Annotated in this window: 16 protein-coding genes and 1 tRNA gene; 8 read left to right on the top strand and 9 right to left on the bottom strand. The window is 63.3% G+C overall.

Annotation, left to right across the window (positions count from 1 at the left end):
* Positions 1-4: 4 nt before the first annotated feature.
* A complete protein-coding gene (locus AC1L34_RS15395) occupies positions 5-619 on the bottom strand; it encodes a TetR/AcrR family transcriptional regulator (RefSeq protein WP_424295345.1) in 615 nt (204 codons plus the stop codon).
* A gap of 71 nt (positions 620-690) precedes the next feature.
* On the opposite strand from AC1L34_RS15395, the gene AC1L34_RS15390 reads away from it, so the two are divergent.
* Together AC1L34_RS15390 and AC1L34_RS15385 are read left to right on the top strand one after the other, a co-directional pair.
* Positions 691-1,212, top strand: a complete 522-nt coding sequence (locus tag AC1L34_RS15390) for a methyltransferase family protein (protein ID WP_424295347.1) — start codon at positions 691-693, stop codon at positions 1,210-1,212.
* 123 nt (positions 1,213-1,335) lie between these two features.
* Positions 1,336-2,247 (top strand): bile acid:sodium symporter family protein, encoded by a 912-nt coding sequence (locus tag AC1L34_RS15385; RefSeq protein ID WP_424295349.1) that lies wholly within the window; start codon positions 1,336-1,338, stop codon positions 2,245-2,247.
* Positions 2,248-2,487: 240 nt separating this feature from the next.
* On the opposite strand, the gene AC1L34_RS15380 is transcribed toward AC1L34_RS15385, so the two are convergent.
* From AC1L34_RS15380 to AC1L34_RS15370, 3 genes are all read right to left on the bottom strand, one after another.
* Positions 2,488-2,561 (bottom strand) — tRNA-Gly (locus AC1L34_RS15380).
* Positions 2,562-2,605: 44 nt separating this feature from the next.
* Positions 2,606-3,352 (bottom strand): hypothetical protein, encoded by a 747-nt coding sequence (locus tag AC1L34_RS15375; RefSeq protein WP_424322294.1) that lies wholly within the window; start codon positions 3,350-3,352, stop codon positions 2,606-2,608.
* Positions 3,353-3,354: 2 nt separating this feature from the next.
* On the bottom strand, positions 3,355-4,116 hold the full coding sequence (locus tag AC1L34_RS15370) for a hypothetical protein (RefSeq protein ID WP_424322295.1): 762 nt from the start codon (positions 4,114-4,116) through the stop codon (positions 3,355-3,357).
* A gap of 200 nt (positions 4,117-4,316) precedes the next feature.
* On the opposite strand from AC1L34_RS15370, the gene AC1L34_RS15365 reads away from it, so the two are divergent.
* A complete protein-coding gene (locus AC1L34_RS15365; RefSeq protein WP_424322307.1) occupies positions 4,317-5,675 on the top strand; it encodes a family 1 glycosylhydrolase in 1,359 nt (452 codons plus the stop codon).
* On the opposite strand, the gene AC1L34_RS15360 is transcribed toward AC1L34_RS15365, so the two are convergent.
* Genes AC1L34_RS15360 through AC1L34_RS15350 form a run of 3 tightly spaced genes read right to left on the bottom strand, consistent with a single transcriptional unit; the run spans position 5,611 to position 8,397 of the window.
* Positions 5,611-5,775: a type II toxin-antitoxin system antitoxin gene (locus AC1L34_RS15360; RefSeq protein WP_480034881.1), complete on the bottom strand. Its 165-nt coding sequence runs from the start codon at positions 5,773-5,775 to the stop codon at positions 5,611-5,613. The genes AC1L34_RS15365 and AC1L34_RS15360 overlap by 65 nt on opposite strands.
* Positions 5,772-6,656, bottom strand: coding sequence for an SPFH domain-containing protein (locus AC1L34_RS15355; RefSeq protein WP_424295351.1), 885 nt, complete (start codon positions 6,654-6,656; stop codon positions 5,772-5,774). Before AC1L34_RS15355 ends, AC1L34_RS15360 begins: the two co-directional genes overlap by 4 nt.
* A 58-nt stretch (positions 6,657-6,714) precedes the next feature.
* Complete coding sequence (locus tag AC1L34_RS15350; RefSeq protein ID WP_424322296.1) at positions 6,715-8,397, bottom strand: alkaline phosphatase D family protein; 1,683 nt, start codon at positions 8,395-8,397, stop codon at positions 6,715-6,717.
* 101 nt (positions 8,398-8,498) lie between these two features.
* Between AC1L34_RS15350 and AC1L34_RS15345 the strand changes: the two genes are divergently transcribed.
* Entirely contained in the window at positions 8,499-9,554 is a 1,056-nt protein-coding gene (locus AC1L34_RS15345; RefSeq protein ID WP_424324782.1) for a metallophosphoesterase, read from the top strand.
* Here AC1L34_RS15345 and AC1L34_RS15340 read toward each other — a convergent pair.
* A complete protein-coding gene (locus AC1L34_RS15340; RefSeq protein ID WP_424295362.1) occupies positions 9,532-10,191 on the bottom strand; it encodes a DUF998 domain-containing protein in 660 nt (219 codons plus the stop codon). The genes AC1L34_RS15345 and AC1L34_RS15340 overlap by 23 nt on opposite strands.
* A gap of 161 nt (positions 10,192-10,352) precedes the next feature.
* Between AC1L34_RS15340 and AC1L34_RS15335 the strand changes: the two genes are divergently transcribed.
* Genes AC1L34_RS15335 through AC1L34_RS15325 form a run of 3 tightly spaced genes read left to right on the top strand, consistent with a single transcriptional unit; the run spans position 10,353 to position 12,831 of the window.
* On the top strand, positions 10,353-11,594 hold the full coding sequence (locus AC1L34_RS15335) for an NAD(P)/FAD-dependent oxidoreductase (RefSeq protein WP_424322297.1): 1,242 nt from the start codon (positions 10,353-10,355) through the stop codon (positions 11,592-11,594).
* A gap of 20 nt (positions 11,595-11,614) precedes the next feature.
* Positions 11,615-11,980 carry an arsenate reductase (glutaredoxin) gene (gene arsC, locus AC1L34_RS15330; RefSeq protein WP_424322298.1) on the top strand — a complete coding sequence of 122 codons (366 nt, stop codon included), beginning with the start codon at positions 11,615-11,617 and terminating at the stop codon, positions 11,978-11,980.
* Positions 11,977-12,831 carry an alpha/beta fold hydrolase gene (locus tag AC1L34_RS15325; protein WP_424322299.1) on the top strand — a complete coding sequence of 285 codons (855 nt, stop codon included), beginning with the start codon at positions 11,977-11,979 and terminating at the stop codon, positions 12,829-12,831. Before arsC ends, AC1L34_RS15325 begins: the two co-directional genes overlap by 4 nt.
* Positions 12,832-12,835: 4 nt before the next feature.
* Here AC1L34_RS15325 and AC1L34_RS15320 read toward each other — a convergent pair whose 3' ends face one another.
* Positions 12,836-14,014: an ATP-grasp domain-containing protein gene (locus tag AC1L34_RS15320; RefSeq protein WP_424322300.1), complete on the bottom strand. Its 1,179-nt coding sequence runs from the start codon at positions 14,012-14,014 to the stop codon at positions 12,836-12,838.
* 156 nt (positions 14,015-14,170) lie between these two features.
* Between AC1L34_RS15320 and AC1L34_RS15315 the strand changes: the two genes are divergently transcribed.
* Positions 14,171-15,109, top strand: a complete 939-nt coding sequence (locus AC1L34_RS15315; RefSeq protein ID WP_424293151.1) for an EamA/RhaT family transporter — start codon at positions 14,171-14,173, stop codon at positions 15,107-15,109.

The raw sequence follows: 15,109 nt of genomic DNA, 5'->3' as shown, positions 1-15,109 counted from the left end.
CTACTCATCCGAATGCGATCCGCTCCAGGGCCTCGGCCACAAAGTCGGTGAATTCGGTGGCACTCCAATGGGATTGGATCACCAACTCATCGTAGAAGCCGGGTGCCGCGTAGGCGCGGAACACCGTCTGGAGACGCTCGACGGGGATGGTCGAATCGCCATCGGCGCCGTCGCGCAGCGACGCGATCATCATGTCCATCACCTGATTGCGTCCGGCGAGTTTGGCGCGCAGCAATTCGCGAGTCTCGGCATCGGAGTCCATCGCCGCATCAAGGATCAGTACGACGTCGAACCCGGCGCTGTACAGGTTGGTGAGCCAGCCTGCGGCGGCGCGGAGCCGCTGTCGGGGAATGGGTTCGGCAAGCACGGCACCGGCGAGTTCGCGGGCCCCGGCATCAGCAAGCCAGCGTTCGCAGATCGCCGAAATGATCTCCCGCTTAGTGCCGTACGCAGCGTAAACAGTACGGACTGCCACGCCCGCCTCGGACGCGATCGCGGCGATGCTTGTCGCGTTGTAGCCGTCGGTGCCGAACAGTCTGCGGGCCGCGTCCGCGATGCGGGCACGGGTCTGCGCCGCTTGCTGCTGCCGGTAACTTTCGGTCTTGACATCTGCATCCATCAAGGATCACACTAACAGTGCATTGATTGCAGTACCACTGCATCGACTGCACAATCACTGTATAGGAGGCAATGATGTCCTCAATAGAGACGGGCCGCGACGGTAGCCACTCTCCTATCTCGAGTGAGCCAACTGCGTCGGGCGCGCATGTCACCAAAATTCCGCCACCCTTGTACTTCGTTGTCGCATTCCTCGTTGGCATCGGACTGGACGCCGTCGCCGAGTGGAACAAGGATTCCGGCGGCTGGTATCGATGGGTCGGCATCGCCCTGATCGTCGCCGGTGCGGCCATGGTTCTCGCTGCGGTCGCCGCGTTCAGGAGCCACCACACGACGATCATCCCGCACCGCCCAGTCAGCCAGATGGTGACGACCGGTGTGTATCGACTCTCGCGCAATCCGATGTACACGGGCATTGCGATCATCTATCTCGGGATCGTCGGCGTCACCCCCAGTTGGTGGCCGCTGGTCACCTTGCCGTTTGCGTTGCTCGCTGTGCGGTTCCTGGTGATCCGCCCGGAGGAGACGTACCTGAGTCTGCGCGCGCCCGCCGAGTTCGAGGCCTATTCCAGTCGTGTGCGCCGCTGGTTGTGAGCCGTTCCGTGCCAAATCCCTTCTCGACCTGGCTGGTTACGCGAGAATTCCGACTTTCTCGGTCACACTGAACGCGATATGTCAGCGGCCGGATTCCCGGCGAATTTTCTCAGGAGCGCCTTCGTGCAAGATTCGGCACTGATCACCGTCGGTTTACCGATCGCGCTGGCGATCATCATGTTTGGCCTCGGCCTCTCACTCACGACGGGCGACTTCGCCCGCGTGGCTCGCTCGCCCAAAGCTGTTGTCGGTGCCTTGATCTTGCAGATCCTGGTGCTGCCTGCGGTGGCATTCGGCCTGATCGTCCTCTTCGATCTTCCACCCCTGCTGGCCGTGGGCGTCATGCTGCTGGCGGCGTCGCCCGGCGGCACGACCGCGAACCTGTTCAGCCACCTATTCCGCGGCGACGTGGCCCTCAACATTTCGCTGACCGCCATCAACTCGGTCTTCGCGGCGTTCAGCATTCCGTTGATCACCAACCTCGCGATCAACTACTTCGACCTCGGCGACACCCTGGGCCTGCAGTTCGGGAAGATCGCCCAAGTTGTGACGCTGGTGCTGGTGCCGGTTCTGTTGGGCATGCTCGTCCGGGCCCGCAACCCTCAGTTCGCCCGCAAGGCCGACCGCCCGGTGCGAATCTTCTCCATCGTCGTTCTCGTGGCCATCACCATCGGCGCCATCATCGGCGAGCGCGAGAACGTGCTCACCTACCTGAAGCAGGTCGGTCTGGTGACCGCACTGTTCTGCCTGATCAGCCTCTCTGCCGGGTATGCCCTGGCACGCATGCTGCGCCTGAACAAGCCGCAGGCGATCGCGACCTCCATGGAGGTCGGCATCCACAACACCACCATCGCCCTGACCATCGCGCTCAGTGTTCTCAACAGCACCGAGATCGCCATCCCCGCCGCCGTCTACTCGATCCTGATGTACATCATCGCGCCGGCCTTCGGCTTCCTGCTGAGCCGCGGGTTGTCGGACGACGAGGCGGTCGAAGACGACGACTTGGCGTCGGAGACGACGAGTGCGACCGCTTAGACGTCTCGCCGAGACCCATTTGTAGCCACACGACCAGGTATAGAAGATCGACCGTCGGGGATTAACTCACAGTCGGACGCTCGATGCACAGATGGATTCTTTGATTAAGGCACCTACACGGCCACTCACCAACGGCCCGCGCGGGCTGCCGCGAAAGTCGGTCCGCTAGAACACGGCCCCGCGGCGCCCGGGGCTGACGACGAATCCCCCGACCAATAACACTCTGGCCAGGGGGTTTCGTGGAGCCGGTGACGAGAATCGAACTCGCAATTTCACCTTGGGAAGGTGACGTGTTGCCACTACACCACACCGGCATTGCGAGCCTTGGCTCGCGGAACCAACACTAGCAAAAGGCGGGTTAGCCCACGGTCATCAGGGCCGCGCCGGGCTTCCCAAAGGTAAGCGGATAGCCGTTCACACCCTTAGCGATCGGTGTTCCCGGTTGGACGGCGAAGCTACCCTGCGGGGTTACCGTCGAGCCGGCAAAGCGGGTGCCGGTGGTTGCGTAGATCGACGGTGCGGTCAACTGTTGAACGCTGGCCGACGAACTGTCCACGCCAACCACCTTGACGGTGACCTTGCCGCGGAAGTTCTTGTCGAGGTTGGTGACGATGACCTTGACCTGGCCGTCGCTCATGCGGACGGCGTGCGCAGTGACGCCTGCCCTGCCCGTGGTGGCGGTCGGCAGCACACGACCGCCGGCCATCTTCGAAACCATCAGCGTCGCATAGTAGTTCGGGTTAACGATCGCCATGTCGGACTGTTTGGCCGCGGCGTTCGGGAAGCAGAACAGCGGATAGCTCTGGCAGTCGTCGACCTGATTATGCAGGTTAAACCCGGCAACCCCGGCGCGCGCCGCAGTCATCAAATAGTCGACGGTCCACAGGGCCGCGCCGAACGAGTTTGTGACACCTTCTCGACCCTCCTTGGCGACAGAGTTCGTCTCCGTCAGGTGTGCCTTCAGGCCCGCCTTGTGCGCGGTGGACGCGAACGTCCGCAGAAACTTATCCTGCTTGGCGCGGGTCGCGGGATCGAGCAGTCGGTCAATCGTCGGCAACGCTCCGACCGGATCGGCGACGCCCGCGGGCACACCGACGCGTGTCACGTTCAGTACGGGTAATAGTGCTGGGTCAAGAACCGACTTTCCGAGGCGAAGGCCGCCGTATAAGCGTCGAGCCACGGCTGCACGATCGTCGGCCACATCCCGGGATCAACCGCCGCCACACCAATCGACGCGCCGATCGTGTCCGGACCTTCGATCCGAACTCCCGGTGCCTGCGCCCGTATCGCATTCCGGTACACCTTGGAATCGTGCACATACGACCGCGGGTTGTAGATCTTCCGGTCGCCGGAGGCGATATTCAACGCGTAGGCGTTGGGTTCGTTGCCGATCTGGATCGACCGTAGGCTGCTACCAATCCGCGCCTGCGCGGCCGCAGCCTGATTCGCGGCTGCGGCCGGATCAAAGTGCCCAAAGTTCACGCCGAGGTCGACGCTCCAACCGATCGCGCGCGCCAAATCGCCGACTCGCGAAAGGTCGGCGGGTTCGACCCGTTGTCCATCCTTGGCCCACGACGGCGTCGGCTTCGACGGGTCGGGCATCCAGGCCGTGTTGTCGACCTGGTTGGCGCTGAACCGCAGATTGCCCGGCCCGAGGTTCGCCAGGAGCGCCGCCACGTTCCCCCGGTTCGGGTCGGTCCACGTGCGGTGCATCTGGTTGGCCTCGAACGACAGCCCCACAAAATCGGCGGGGATCTGAAAGCCCGGCTTCGACGCGTCGACGGTCACGGTAAGACCTGCGGGGGCCGCCCCGGCCGGACCGATGCCCACCATTCCGAAGGGAACCGCAACGCTAAGGGCAATAGTCACTACCCGTTTTCCAGCAGTGCGGATGCTTTGGCTCAGCGGGAAGGGGTTCACAACTGCGACGGTAACAATCGCATTCACGCAGGCTATGGCATTTTGTGAATCCTCGGCCCGCATTTGTCCCCACGGTGAGCTCAGACGTTCAGCGACCCTTAACTTCAGAAGTCCCGCCCCTCTCACCGATAGGCGTTAGCGTGAGCGCTATGCACGGATTGATTGCTCGCACGGCAGTCTCTTTGCTTTCTGCCGCGTTCGCGCTCCCCCTCATGGCCGGAACCGCCAGCGCACAACCAAGCACCGGCCTCCCATCGAACTTCCTTTGGGGCGTCGCATCGTCGGGCTTCCAGGCCGAAGGCGGTTCACCGGACAGCAACTGGACCCGATACATCGAACAAGGCAAGACCGACGATCACGTCGGCACGTCTGTCGATTTCCGCAACCGCTACCTGTCCGACATTGCCCTCGCCAAACATCTCGGTGCCAAGGTCTATCGAGTCGGCATCGAGTGGGCCCGCGTGGAACCCGCCCCGGGACAACTCGCCGCGAAAGAACTCAATTACTACGACGCGATGATCAAAGCAATCGTCGACTCGGGGATGCGGCCGATGATCACGCTCGACCACTGGGTATACCCGGGTTGGATTGCCGAGCGCGGCGGCTGGGCCGATGCCAAAACGCTGCCCGCATGGCTTCGGCACAACCGGATCATGGTCGACCGTTACGCCAGGTATCACCCGCTGTGGATCACCGTTAACGAACCAACGACGTACGTTATGAAGGAAGTTCAGTTCGGCGGGCTCCCCGCGCAGTCCACCACGTTGATGTTCGACCGTCTGGTCCAGGCCCACCGCACCATCTACAAGTACATCCACCGCAAGGATCCCGGCGCGCAAGTCAGCTCCAACGTCGCCTACATCCCGACCGTCGAACCGGGACTCGACGCACTGTTCCTCGACCGGGTCCGCGACTCCCTGGACTACGTGGGCCTCGACTATTACTACTCGGTGTCGCCAACCGATACGACGGCGTCGTTCGCCGCGAACGGTGAGTTCTGGAAGGCCACGGTCGCCGCCGACGGCATCTATTACGCCCTCCGCGACATGGGTCGCCGCTTCCCGGGCAAACCGCTCTACGTGGTGGAGGCGGGCATGGCCACCAAGAACGGCCAGCGCCGCCCCGACCACTATCGCCGCGCCGACCATCTCCGCGACCTCGTCTACTGGGTACAACGGGCGCGCAGCGACGGTCTACCGGTGATGGGCCTGAACTACTGGAGTCTCACCGACAACTACGAATGGGGCAGCTATACCCCGCGATTCGGCCTGTACACGGTGAACGTAAAAACCGATCCGACGCTGCGACGCATCCCGACCGACGGCGTTGGCGCCTACCGGAAGATCACGGCGAACAACGGCGTGGGCCGCGGATACCGGCCGACGCGGCCGGCGACACTGTGCTCACTGGTCGCCGCACCCGGCAGTTGCCTGGAGTCCGCCGCTATTTCGGTTCTCGGCCGACCTGTCTCAGCGCCAGCCGCAACGCGAACTCCAACTGGCCGTTGACGCTACGAAGGTCGTCAGCTGCCCACTTGGCGATTGCCTCGTGGACGTCCGGGTCCAGGCGAAGCAACACCTTTTTGGGTTCACGCTTGGCACGGGTCACGCGTACAGGCTGCCCGCGTTTACGACCGGCTGGGTAGCGCGATCACCACACAGCACCACCAACAGGTTCGACACCATGGCGGCGCGGCGTTCGTCGTTCAGTTCCACGACGCCTTCCTCGGCGAGACGGTCGAGCGCGAGCCGGACCATCCCGACGGCACCTTCGACGATCTGCTGTCGTGCGGCAACCACCTGCGCGGCCTGCTGGCGCACCAGCATGGCTTGGGCGATTTCCGGCGCGTAGGCCAGGTGGGTGATGCGGGCTTCGATGATCTCGATGCCTGCCAGCTTGGTGCGTTCGCGCAGCTCGACGGTCATTTCTTCGGCGACGGTCGCGCCGTCGCGCAGGCTCACCACGTCGGTGATGTGCGAGTCGTAGGGATGCGTTGTCGCCAGGTGCCGGACCGCAGCCTCAGACTGGATCGCGACGTACTCTTCGTAGTCGTCGACCGCGAAGGCCGCCTTGAAGCTGTCGACGACCCGGTAGACCACGACGGCCGCGATCTCGACGGGGTTACCGTCTGCGTCGTTGACCTTGAGCTTTTGGGTCTCAAAGTTTCGGATACGAAGCGAGATGGCGCGACGCTCGCTGAGCGGGGTGACGAGATAGAAGCCCGCGTCGCTGACCGAGCCGATGTACCGGCCGAAGAACTGCACGACGCGTGCCTCGTTGGGGTTCACCGTCGTGAGGCCAGTCAGGGTGAGGAGCGCGGCGATTCCGACGATCACCGCGAGCACGGTAATGACCGCTAGCGCCGGGGACGATCCGCCGGAGATCGCCGCAATGGTGCCGATCACCGCCGCCGCACAAACAAGCAGCACGACGAGCGCGCCGATCAGTCCGAGGAATCCGTTGGTACGCCACGCCTGCCTGAAGTTCATAGCCTAATGATATCACTCTGATAGCGTCCGGCGACGTTCAGAAAGTTCGCCTGCGCGGCTACGACCGTGGACCGGCAGCCTTGCTTAACCGGCGCGTGCCCGAGCGAACCTTCCACGATTGCGAGTAGTACTCGCCGGTGTTGCGGTCGGCGCGGTCGCGGACGGAGTACCAATCCATTTGAGCGGCAGCGGAATCGACGGTCAGGACGGCATAGCCGTGCGCGTCGGTGTCGATCCACTGGGTGTGCCGGTTGGCGGCCTTGATGGCGTCGCCAGCAACACTGCCGATCGTGTGCTCGGGCGCTCCGACCATGTCGTCGAGGTTATTACTGGTCACCGACGTCACCACAAACTCGGTACCGAAGGTGCCCGCGCCCGGATAGTTGGCTGGCTCGCGCGGAATGTCGTTGGCCCACGACATGTGGATGTCGCCGGTAAGGAAGACGACGTTCTTTTTCCCGGCCTTGTCGACCGCATTGAGCAGTCGTGCCCGGTCTTTGGTGTAGCCGTCCCACACGTCGGCGTTGAACGGAATGCCGTTCTCCGGAATGCCGGTCAGTTCGGTCAGCGGGCCAGTGGTCTTGGGATCGAGCGGCGGCAACAGGAACGGTGAAATCAACACCGGATTGCCGACGAGCTGCCACTTGGTGGTCGACGTGGTGATGCCACCGGTCACCCACTTCATCTGGGCCTTGCCGGTGATGGTGGCGGTGTTGCTGTCGGTCTTGTTGCTGAACTGCGAGACTTCCTGGTCACGGTAGGTACGCAGGTCGAGCATCGACAGCTCCAGCAGATTGCCGTAGCGCAGCCGACGGTAAATCTGGCGGTTGTTGGCCGAGACGACCGGGCGGATCGGCATCCACTCGAAGTACGCCTTGTCGGCGTTCGCCTTGCGTGCTGCCCAACTGCCCTGCGTGCGTGGGTTGTGGTTCTCAGCACCGGCCCGCCAGGAGTTGTCGGCGGTCTCGTGATCGTCCCACGTTGTGATGAACGGATACTCGGCGTGGAGCTTCATCAGATCGGGGTCAGTCTTGTACTGGGCGTGCCGGATCCGGTAGTCGGCGAGCGAGACGATGTCATGTGCAGGTTCGTGCTTGCGGACCGTCCCATATTTGCCGCCGTAGCCACCAACGCCGTACTCGTAGATGTAGTCGCCGAGGTGAATGATCGCGTCAAGGTTCGACTTGTTCGCCAGGTGACGGTAGGCCGAGAAATAGCCGGCTTCCCAGTTGGCGCAGCTGACAACACCGAATCGGACCTTGCTGACATCAGCATCGGTCGCGGGCGCAGTCTTGGTTCGACCGGTCGGCGACACAGCGCCAGCGGCAGGACCACCGGTGACACGGAAGCGGTACCAGTAGTGCGTCGCGGGAGCGAGGCCGCTCACGTCGACCTTCACCGTGTGGTCGCGTGAGGCATCAGTCGAGACCGAACCCGAGGCCGCAATGGAACCAAATCCCTGGTTAGAGGATATTTCCCAGGTCAGGGTCGAGCCCGCGCCGCGGCCCGATCCCGGCTTGGCATCGGCCGACGGAGTTACGCGCGTCCAGAGAATGATGCCGCCGGGAAGCGGGTCACCGGAGGCGACACCGTGCCGGAATGCGCCACTGGAAGCGGGCTTCGCGGAAGCAATTCCCGCAGGCATCGCGACGGCGAGGGCACCCGCGCCCGCGGCACCCATAAAGGTGCGGCGCGATACACGGGACTGAGTAACTGGGAGGGAGTCATCTTCTGCATACATCGCGTGTCAGTCTGACAGATGCCGGCTACTAAAACGTGAACTTGAAACTGCGCCAAGTTGGCTGACGAAGCTTCCCCGAGCCCTGCGCCGTTAACCTCGGCATGGCAGCATCGATGCCCATGACCATCGATCGTCGTTCCTTCCTTGCCGGTGCCGCAGCCACCGGCGTCGCAGCCGCAGGCCTTGGCACTCTCGGGACCGGTGTCGCGTCGGCCGTCAACCGGTACCCGCTCCCCACTGGAAGCAGCGCACTCCGTGTCCTCGTGACCGGAGACGCAGGCACCGGCGAGAAGCCGCAGTATGCCGTCACCGATGCGGCGCGGAAGCTGCACGCGGCCAAGCCCTTCGACGTCGCGCTCGGTCTAGGCGACAACATCTACGAGACCGGACCCGACGGCCCCGACGACAAGCAGTTCCAGAACAAGTTCGAGAAGCCGAATGCCGGGCTGGATTTCCCGTGGTTGATGACGCTTGGCAACCACGACAACACGGCGATCTTCCCCGGCGACGGCGGCTGGCTGCTCCGCGGAAACACCGAGGTGGAGTACCACAAGCGATCGCGTCGCTGGTACATGCCGGAGCGCTACTACTCGGTGTCGCTCGGTGTTGTTGACTTTTTCATCGTCGACTTGAACCCGCTCGCCGCCTACATCCCGCCGTTCCTGTCCCCGGAGTGGAATCCCGACGGCCACTACATGACCGCGCAGGGCAAGTGGCTCGACAAGTCGTTGGCTGCCTCAAAGGCACCGTGGAAGATTGTCTGCACCCACCACGCCTACGTCAGTAATGGCTCGCACGGCCCAGCCGGCGACTACGACGGCCTGCCCGCCCCGATGAACGGCATTGAAGCGAAGCGCTTCATCGAGAAGCACATTGCCGGGCGCGCCAACTTCCTGTTCTCCGGCCACGACCACAGCCAGCAGGTCTTCGAGAACGTTGCGGGCCTCAAAGGCACGCGACAGATCGTCTCGGGTGCCGCCGCAAAGTCGACGAGCAAGCCGTCGACCAAGCGATTCCGCTCCAAGTATGAGAACCACCAAGACCGCGGGTTCATGACCCTCGACGTCGACAGTTCGTCGCTGAAGCTGTCCGCTTACGAAGTGAAGGCGAACGCACCGGGCGCGCGCGAGGCGTTTACGACGACGTTCCGCCGCTGACCTGGCTGGGGCGCGGCCGCCATCGCGTGATCGACGCGCCCCAGAAGATCAGCCAGATACTCATGCCGCCGACCTGAATCCGCTGCGCCAACCCCAACCGGTAGTCGCCGCTAAGCCGGTCGGCGGCCAGCATCCACACGGTAGCCAGCACGACGACCGCGAACACCAGTCCGCCGCCATATCGCAGGGTGTCCCAGTCGCGGGTGCGCCAGGCGGCCAGGGATGCGGCAATCATCGCAACGAAGATGGCGATCACTGCCAACGACGATGTCAGGGCATGAATGTGCTCCAGTTGCGGCAGCAGACCTCGCGACTGGTCCGGGCAACCTACGTCGCGGCCAGCCAGGCAGTCGATCGGCATGAGCGCATCGGCGATGGTCGAGGCACCGAACGCGGCAATGGCGATGGCTGCCGTGACGGAGAACTTATTGCGCACCAGGCTCGGCGGAAACAGGAGACCGATGGCGGCCAGAATCGAGAAGATCCCCGTTAGAACGTCGCCCACCGTGTAGACGTGCCGGTGCGGCATGTGCCGGCTATCGAGTTCCGACAGGAACGACCGCAGGGGGTCGAGTCCGGAGTGGAAAAAGTAGTCGAGAACCCACGACGAATAGCAGATTCCGGCCAATGCCAGCATCAGCCCGATGACGATGTATCGGGCTCGTGAGTCGCGCACAAAACCTGACTCTACCGACATGGCGAGGCCTCAGTCGTCGAGATTCTCTTCACCTGCGACGTAGCCAGAGCCCCCAAGACTCTCTATAATTGAAGGAATTCGTCTTTAGTAGGGAGAGTGACATGTCCACAGGTACAAATTCGTCCAATCCCATCGTGATCGTCGGGGGTGGGCTCGCGGGCGCGAAGACCGCCGAAGGCCTGCGCGAGAAGGGGTTCACCGGACCGGTCACCTTCATCGCCGCCGAGAGCGTTGCACCCTACGAACGCCCACCACTGTCGAAAGAGTTCCTCGCCTCCACCAAGGCGCTGCCGGACTTCACCGTGCACGACGAAGCCTGGTACCGCGACAACAACATCGACCTTCGCCTCGGCGTCCGCGCCACCACCCTCGACACCGCCGCCCACTCCGTCGAGCTCGACGACGGGTCATCGGTTCGGTACTCCTCACTCGTTTTGGCGACCGGATCTACCTCCGCGCGCCCACCCATCCCCGGGTCGGACGCCGACGGCGTCTACTACCTGCGGACTGTCGCCGAAGCCGACGCCCTGCTGCAGACTTTCGGTGAGGGCAAGCGCCTGGCCATCATCGGCGGCGGCTGGATCGGTCTCGAAGTGGCCGCCGGGGCACGCAATGCGGGCACCGAGGTGACCGTTGTCGAAGCCGCCGACCAGCCCTTACAAGCGGCGCTGGGCACCGAAATCGGGGCAGCATTCGCCGAACTGCATCGCGCCCACGGCGTCGACCTGAAAACTAATTGCAAGGTCGCCGCCATCACCGTCGCGGACGAGAAGGCCACCGGAATCAAACTCGAGAACGGTGAGACGATCGCCGCCGATGCCGTCCTCGTGGCGGTGGGGGCCCGGCCGGAAACTGCGGTCGCGGAGAACGGTGGCCTCGAAATTGTCGACGGTGGCGTCGCTACCGATGCGGGTCTGCGGACCAGCGCACCCGACGTGTATGCGGTCGGCGACATTGCCGCCGCAGAACACCCTGTCCTCGGTATGCGTGTCCGAACCGAGCATTGGGCAAACGCGCTCAACCAGCCAGCGACCGCGGTCGCCAACATTCTCGGCGGCAACGACGAGTACTCGCGGATGCCGTACTTCTTCACCGACCAGTACGACCTCGGCATGGAATACCGTGGCCACACCGCGGGCGAGACCAGCGTCGTTACCCGCGGTGATGTGCCAGGCCGGGAGTTCCTCGCCTTCTGGGTCACCAGCGACGGTATTGTCCAGGCGGGAATGAACGTCAATATTTGGGATGCTGGCGATGACATCGCCGCCCTCCTTGCGGCGCGAAATCCCGTCGATCCGGCGAAACTCGCCGACTCGAGCGTGCCGCTCGCCGATCTCGTTTAGCCAGTAAAGAAGGGCCATCCGTGGACGCCACGATCTACTACAACCCCAGCTGCAGCAAGTCCCGCACCGCCCTCGACGCGCTGCGGCAAGCTGGGGCCGACGTCACCGTCGTCGAGTACCTCACCGACACCCCCGACCGTGCCGAACTTAAACAGTTGATCGCCTCGGCCGGGCTGTCGGTCCGCGACGCGATCCGGTCGGGCGAACCCGTGTACGCGACCCTAGATCTCGACGACGCCGACGATGACGCCCTGCTTGATGCGATGGTCGCGAATCCGTCGCTGATCCAGCGCCCACTGGTGGTCGCCGAGGGCGAGACCGTGATGGCCCGGTCGCCACAGAGTTTGCAGCAAATCATCGACCGCCTGGCCGCCGCGCAATCGTGACCGAGCGTCAACTCATCACGACCGCGTCCGACACCGCCATCGCGGCAACGCGCATCGGCGACGGCCCCACCGTGCTGCTCAGCGGCGGACTCGGGATGCCTTCTGGCGTATGGCAATTCACTGGAATCCCCAACGACCTCGTTAAAGCCGGGTTCTCAGTGATCACCTATTCCGCGCGGGGCGTGACCCCGTCTTCGGCACCGCCAGCACCATACTCGGTGCCCGAAATGGCCGACGACGCCGCTGCCGTGCTGAACCATTTCGAAGTCGACGACGCGATTCTCGCTGGATATTCCATGGGCTGCTACGTGACGCAGGCCTTGGCATCGGCATGGCCCGGCCACGTGAGGGGTGTTGCCATGTTGGCGGGTCTACGCTCATCGGCCATCGGGGAAATCGTCAACGACATGGAGTTGGGACTCCTCGATCGACTCGGCGAAATCCCCGAGCACGTCGCCATCTTTGAACAGTTAATGACCACCCTCAGCCCGACCACCCTGTCGAACGACGCGGCCGTCCGCTCATGGCGGGAGATCTTGAGTTCCGGCGATCCGGTGTGGTCGGCGCCCGATGGTCTGAAGGGGCAACTGTCGGCGTCGCGGAGTTGGATGCTCGCCAAGGAGCCCACCGATGACCGTCTCGCCGGGATCACCGCGCCGGCGTTGGTCATCGCCTTCGAGAACGACCTCTTTTTCCCGCCCGCGGGCGGTCGGGAGGCCGCAAGTCACCTGCCGAACGCCGAATTCCATGAAATCGGTGGCCAAGCCCACGGCGGCGTGATGCTCGACCCCGAACGCCGCGCCGCAGGCCTGCTGGTCGACTTCTGTTCGCGACTGCGCACCAGCCCCTAGGAGTTTAATCCAACCCTTGGATTTGGTGGCCGTCCCACTCGTGGTCGTGCATGAACGCCTCGGCAAGGCCGACTTTGTACTTGTAACCGTGGGTCAGAATCGCGGCGTAGGCGGGGATCAGCATCACCGCGGGCATCTTGTCTTGCGGGTCGTAGATGACGTCACTCGCCGCGCGGAAGTCGCGCAAGAAGGTGCGGAACTTATTGTTCGGCAACGACGATTTCCGCCAGCCGTACAGCGCCATGCCAACCCCGATCATCCGGACGTTCCCGGTCGGAGGGCTGAGGACCTCGGTGTTTTGTCCAAAGAAGGCGCGGTCGAGACCGCATTCCCGGGTAAACATCATGATGCCGCTGGTTCCCCGCGGATTGCATTCGATCGTGTAGAGGCCGCGGTCCGGATGGTCGATAAAGTCCAGACCCATGTGCCCGGTGAAATTGACCGACTTCGCGAACCGCTGCACCCATTCGAGGATCCCCGGATGGTCGACCTGCTCAAAGGTCAGGCACGAACTCCCGTCGATCGCATACCGAACCGGGTACGTGGCGTGAGCGAAGACTTCGCCATCGCGGCACACCGAGTACGTGCAGTAGCGGTCGCCCTCCAACCATTCCTGGGCAATCCAGGGATTGTCGGGATCGTAGGTCAAGAAGTCGAGAGACTGCCCCGGTTGCACCTTGTAAACCTGCTGCGAGCCTCGCGAATAGGTCTGCTTCACGGCGAAGGGCGTAGTGAAGTCAAGATCCTTGACGTCGTCGGGCGACGCCAGCTTCGCAAACTTCAACGTCGGAAAACCCCGCTCGACAAGAGCCTCCTGGTACGACAACTTATTGTGCAGCATCTCTTCGACCTCGAAGGGCGACAGGAACAGATCGCACGTCGGAGGGAAGAGGCCCTGCATCATCGCCAGAATGTCGGTCTCTTCGTGAATGGGGATCACCATGTCGATGCCCTCGGACCGCACAATCTCGGCAACATCGCGGCAGTATTCCTGCGGCTTGAACTTCGGCGGGCTCACCCGATGAAACTTCGACACCGCGTTTGAATACCTGCTCACCGCAATCGGCAAACTGTCGCAGGTCGAGACCTTGTATCCGCCCGCAGCGAGGAGCCTCGCCAGGTTCAAGGTCAGAAATGACCTGCCGAAGGTAATCAATATATGTTTGCGCGCACCAGAGTCCACGGGTACAGCCTAGACAAGAACCAAACAATGAGAACGCCCGGGAACATGCTGGCCGTGTAGCGTGTTCTTACCAAGTACTCAGAATCGCCTCAGTACTCAATAAGATCAGTACTCCAGAAGACCAGCTCGACCACATCAACGCAGGGGATTGTCTACTTGTTTGTCATCGGGATCATTGCGGCGTCGATGGCCGCGGTGGCCTATGGCGTCTCGACCGTGCTCCGTGCACTGGGCGCCCGACGGGTCGCCGTAGAGCAACGCGAAGACGGCAAAGCCGGAATCGATGGTAGCTCTTCGCCATCCGTCGAATCGACGTTCTCGACAATCGCCGACCCCGCATTCATTTTCGGCACCGTGATGGTGGTGGTCGGATTTGCTGGCGGAGCCGTAGCCGCCCGCTTTCTTCCGCTCTTCCTCGCGCAATCGATCGTGTCGGCAAACCTGGTGGTCACAGCCCTGCTCGGTACGTTGCTGCTCGGCATTACGCTGCACACCCGCGACTGGGTCGCGATCTGGCTGGTGGTGCTTTCGCTGTTTATGCTCGGCGTTTCGTCATCGCCCGGCGCCAACGACAACGCCTCGATGGCATTCCACTGGGGATTGTTCATCGCGACCCTCGCGCTGTGCACCATCTCGCTGGTGGGCGTCTACCGCGGCGGCAAGTTCGCGGCACCCATCGGCGGCGCGTGCGCCGGTCTGCTGTTCGGCGTCATTGCATGCGCCGTCCGCGTTCTGCACGGGCTCGAACCGTTCCACCTGGTAACCCTGCTGACTGATCCGGCCGCGTGGTCGATCGCGATCGCGGGGGCGATCGGCTTCTATGTCCAAACCGTTGCCCTGCAGGTGGGTGCGGTCAGTGGCGTCACCGCCATGCTGGTGGTTGGCGAAACGGCTGGCCCCAGCATCATTGGCGTCGCATTCCTCGGCGACTCAGCGCGCGTCGGCCTCGGCTGGCTAGCCGTCGTCGGTTTCATCGGCGCGGTGGTCGGTGCGGTCCTTGTGGCTTGGTATGGCACCGGCGAACCCGACCACTTCGGTGAAGCACCGCCGGAGAAGGGCGGTTGGCACCGCGGACGCGAAGACGCCGAAGCCTAA

Source organism: Gordonia sp. 34D (genome assembly GCF_056682775.1).
This window is presented reverse-complemented; position numbering and strand designations above follow the sequence as displayed.

Bases quoted from the DNA above. Each gene is read 5' to 3' on its own strand.
- AC1L34_RS15395 (WP_424295345.1), bottom strand. From the start codon at position 619: ATGGATGCAGATGTCAAGACCGAAAGTTACCGGCAGCAGCAAGCGGCG.
- AC1L34_RS15390 (WP_424295347.1), top strand. From the start codon at position 691: ATGATGTCCTCAATAGAGACGGGCCGCGACGGTAGCCACTCTCCTATC.
- AC1L34_RS15365 (WP_424322307.1), top strand. From the start codon at position 4,317: ATGCACGGATTGATTGCTCGCACGGCAGTCTCTTTGCTTTCTGCCGCG.
- AC1L34_RS15355 (WP_424295351.1), bottom strand. From the start codon at position 6,656: ATGAACTTCAGGCAGGCGTGGCGTACCAACGGATTCCTCGGACTGATC.
- AC1L34_RS15350 (WP_424322296.1), bottom strand. From the start codon at position 8,397: ATGTATGCAGAAGATGACTCCCTCCCAGTTACTCAGTCCCGTGTATCG.
- AC1L34_RS15345 (WP_424324782.1), top strand. From the start codon at position 8,499: ATGGCAGCATCGATGCCCATGACCATCGATCGTCGTTCCTTCCTTGCC.
- AC1L34_RS15340 (WP_424295362.1), bottom strand. From the start codon at position 10,191: ATGCTGGCATTGGCCGGAATCTGCTATTCGTCGTGGGTTCTCGACTAC.
- AC1L34_RS15335 (WP_424322297.1), top strand. From the start codon at position 10,353: ATGTCCACAGGTACAAATTCGTCCAATCCCATCGTGATCGTCGGGGGT.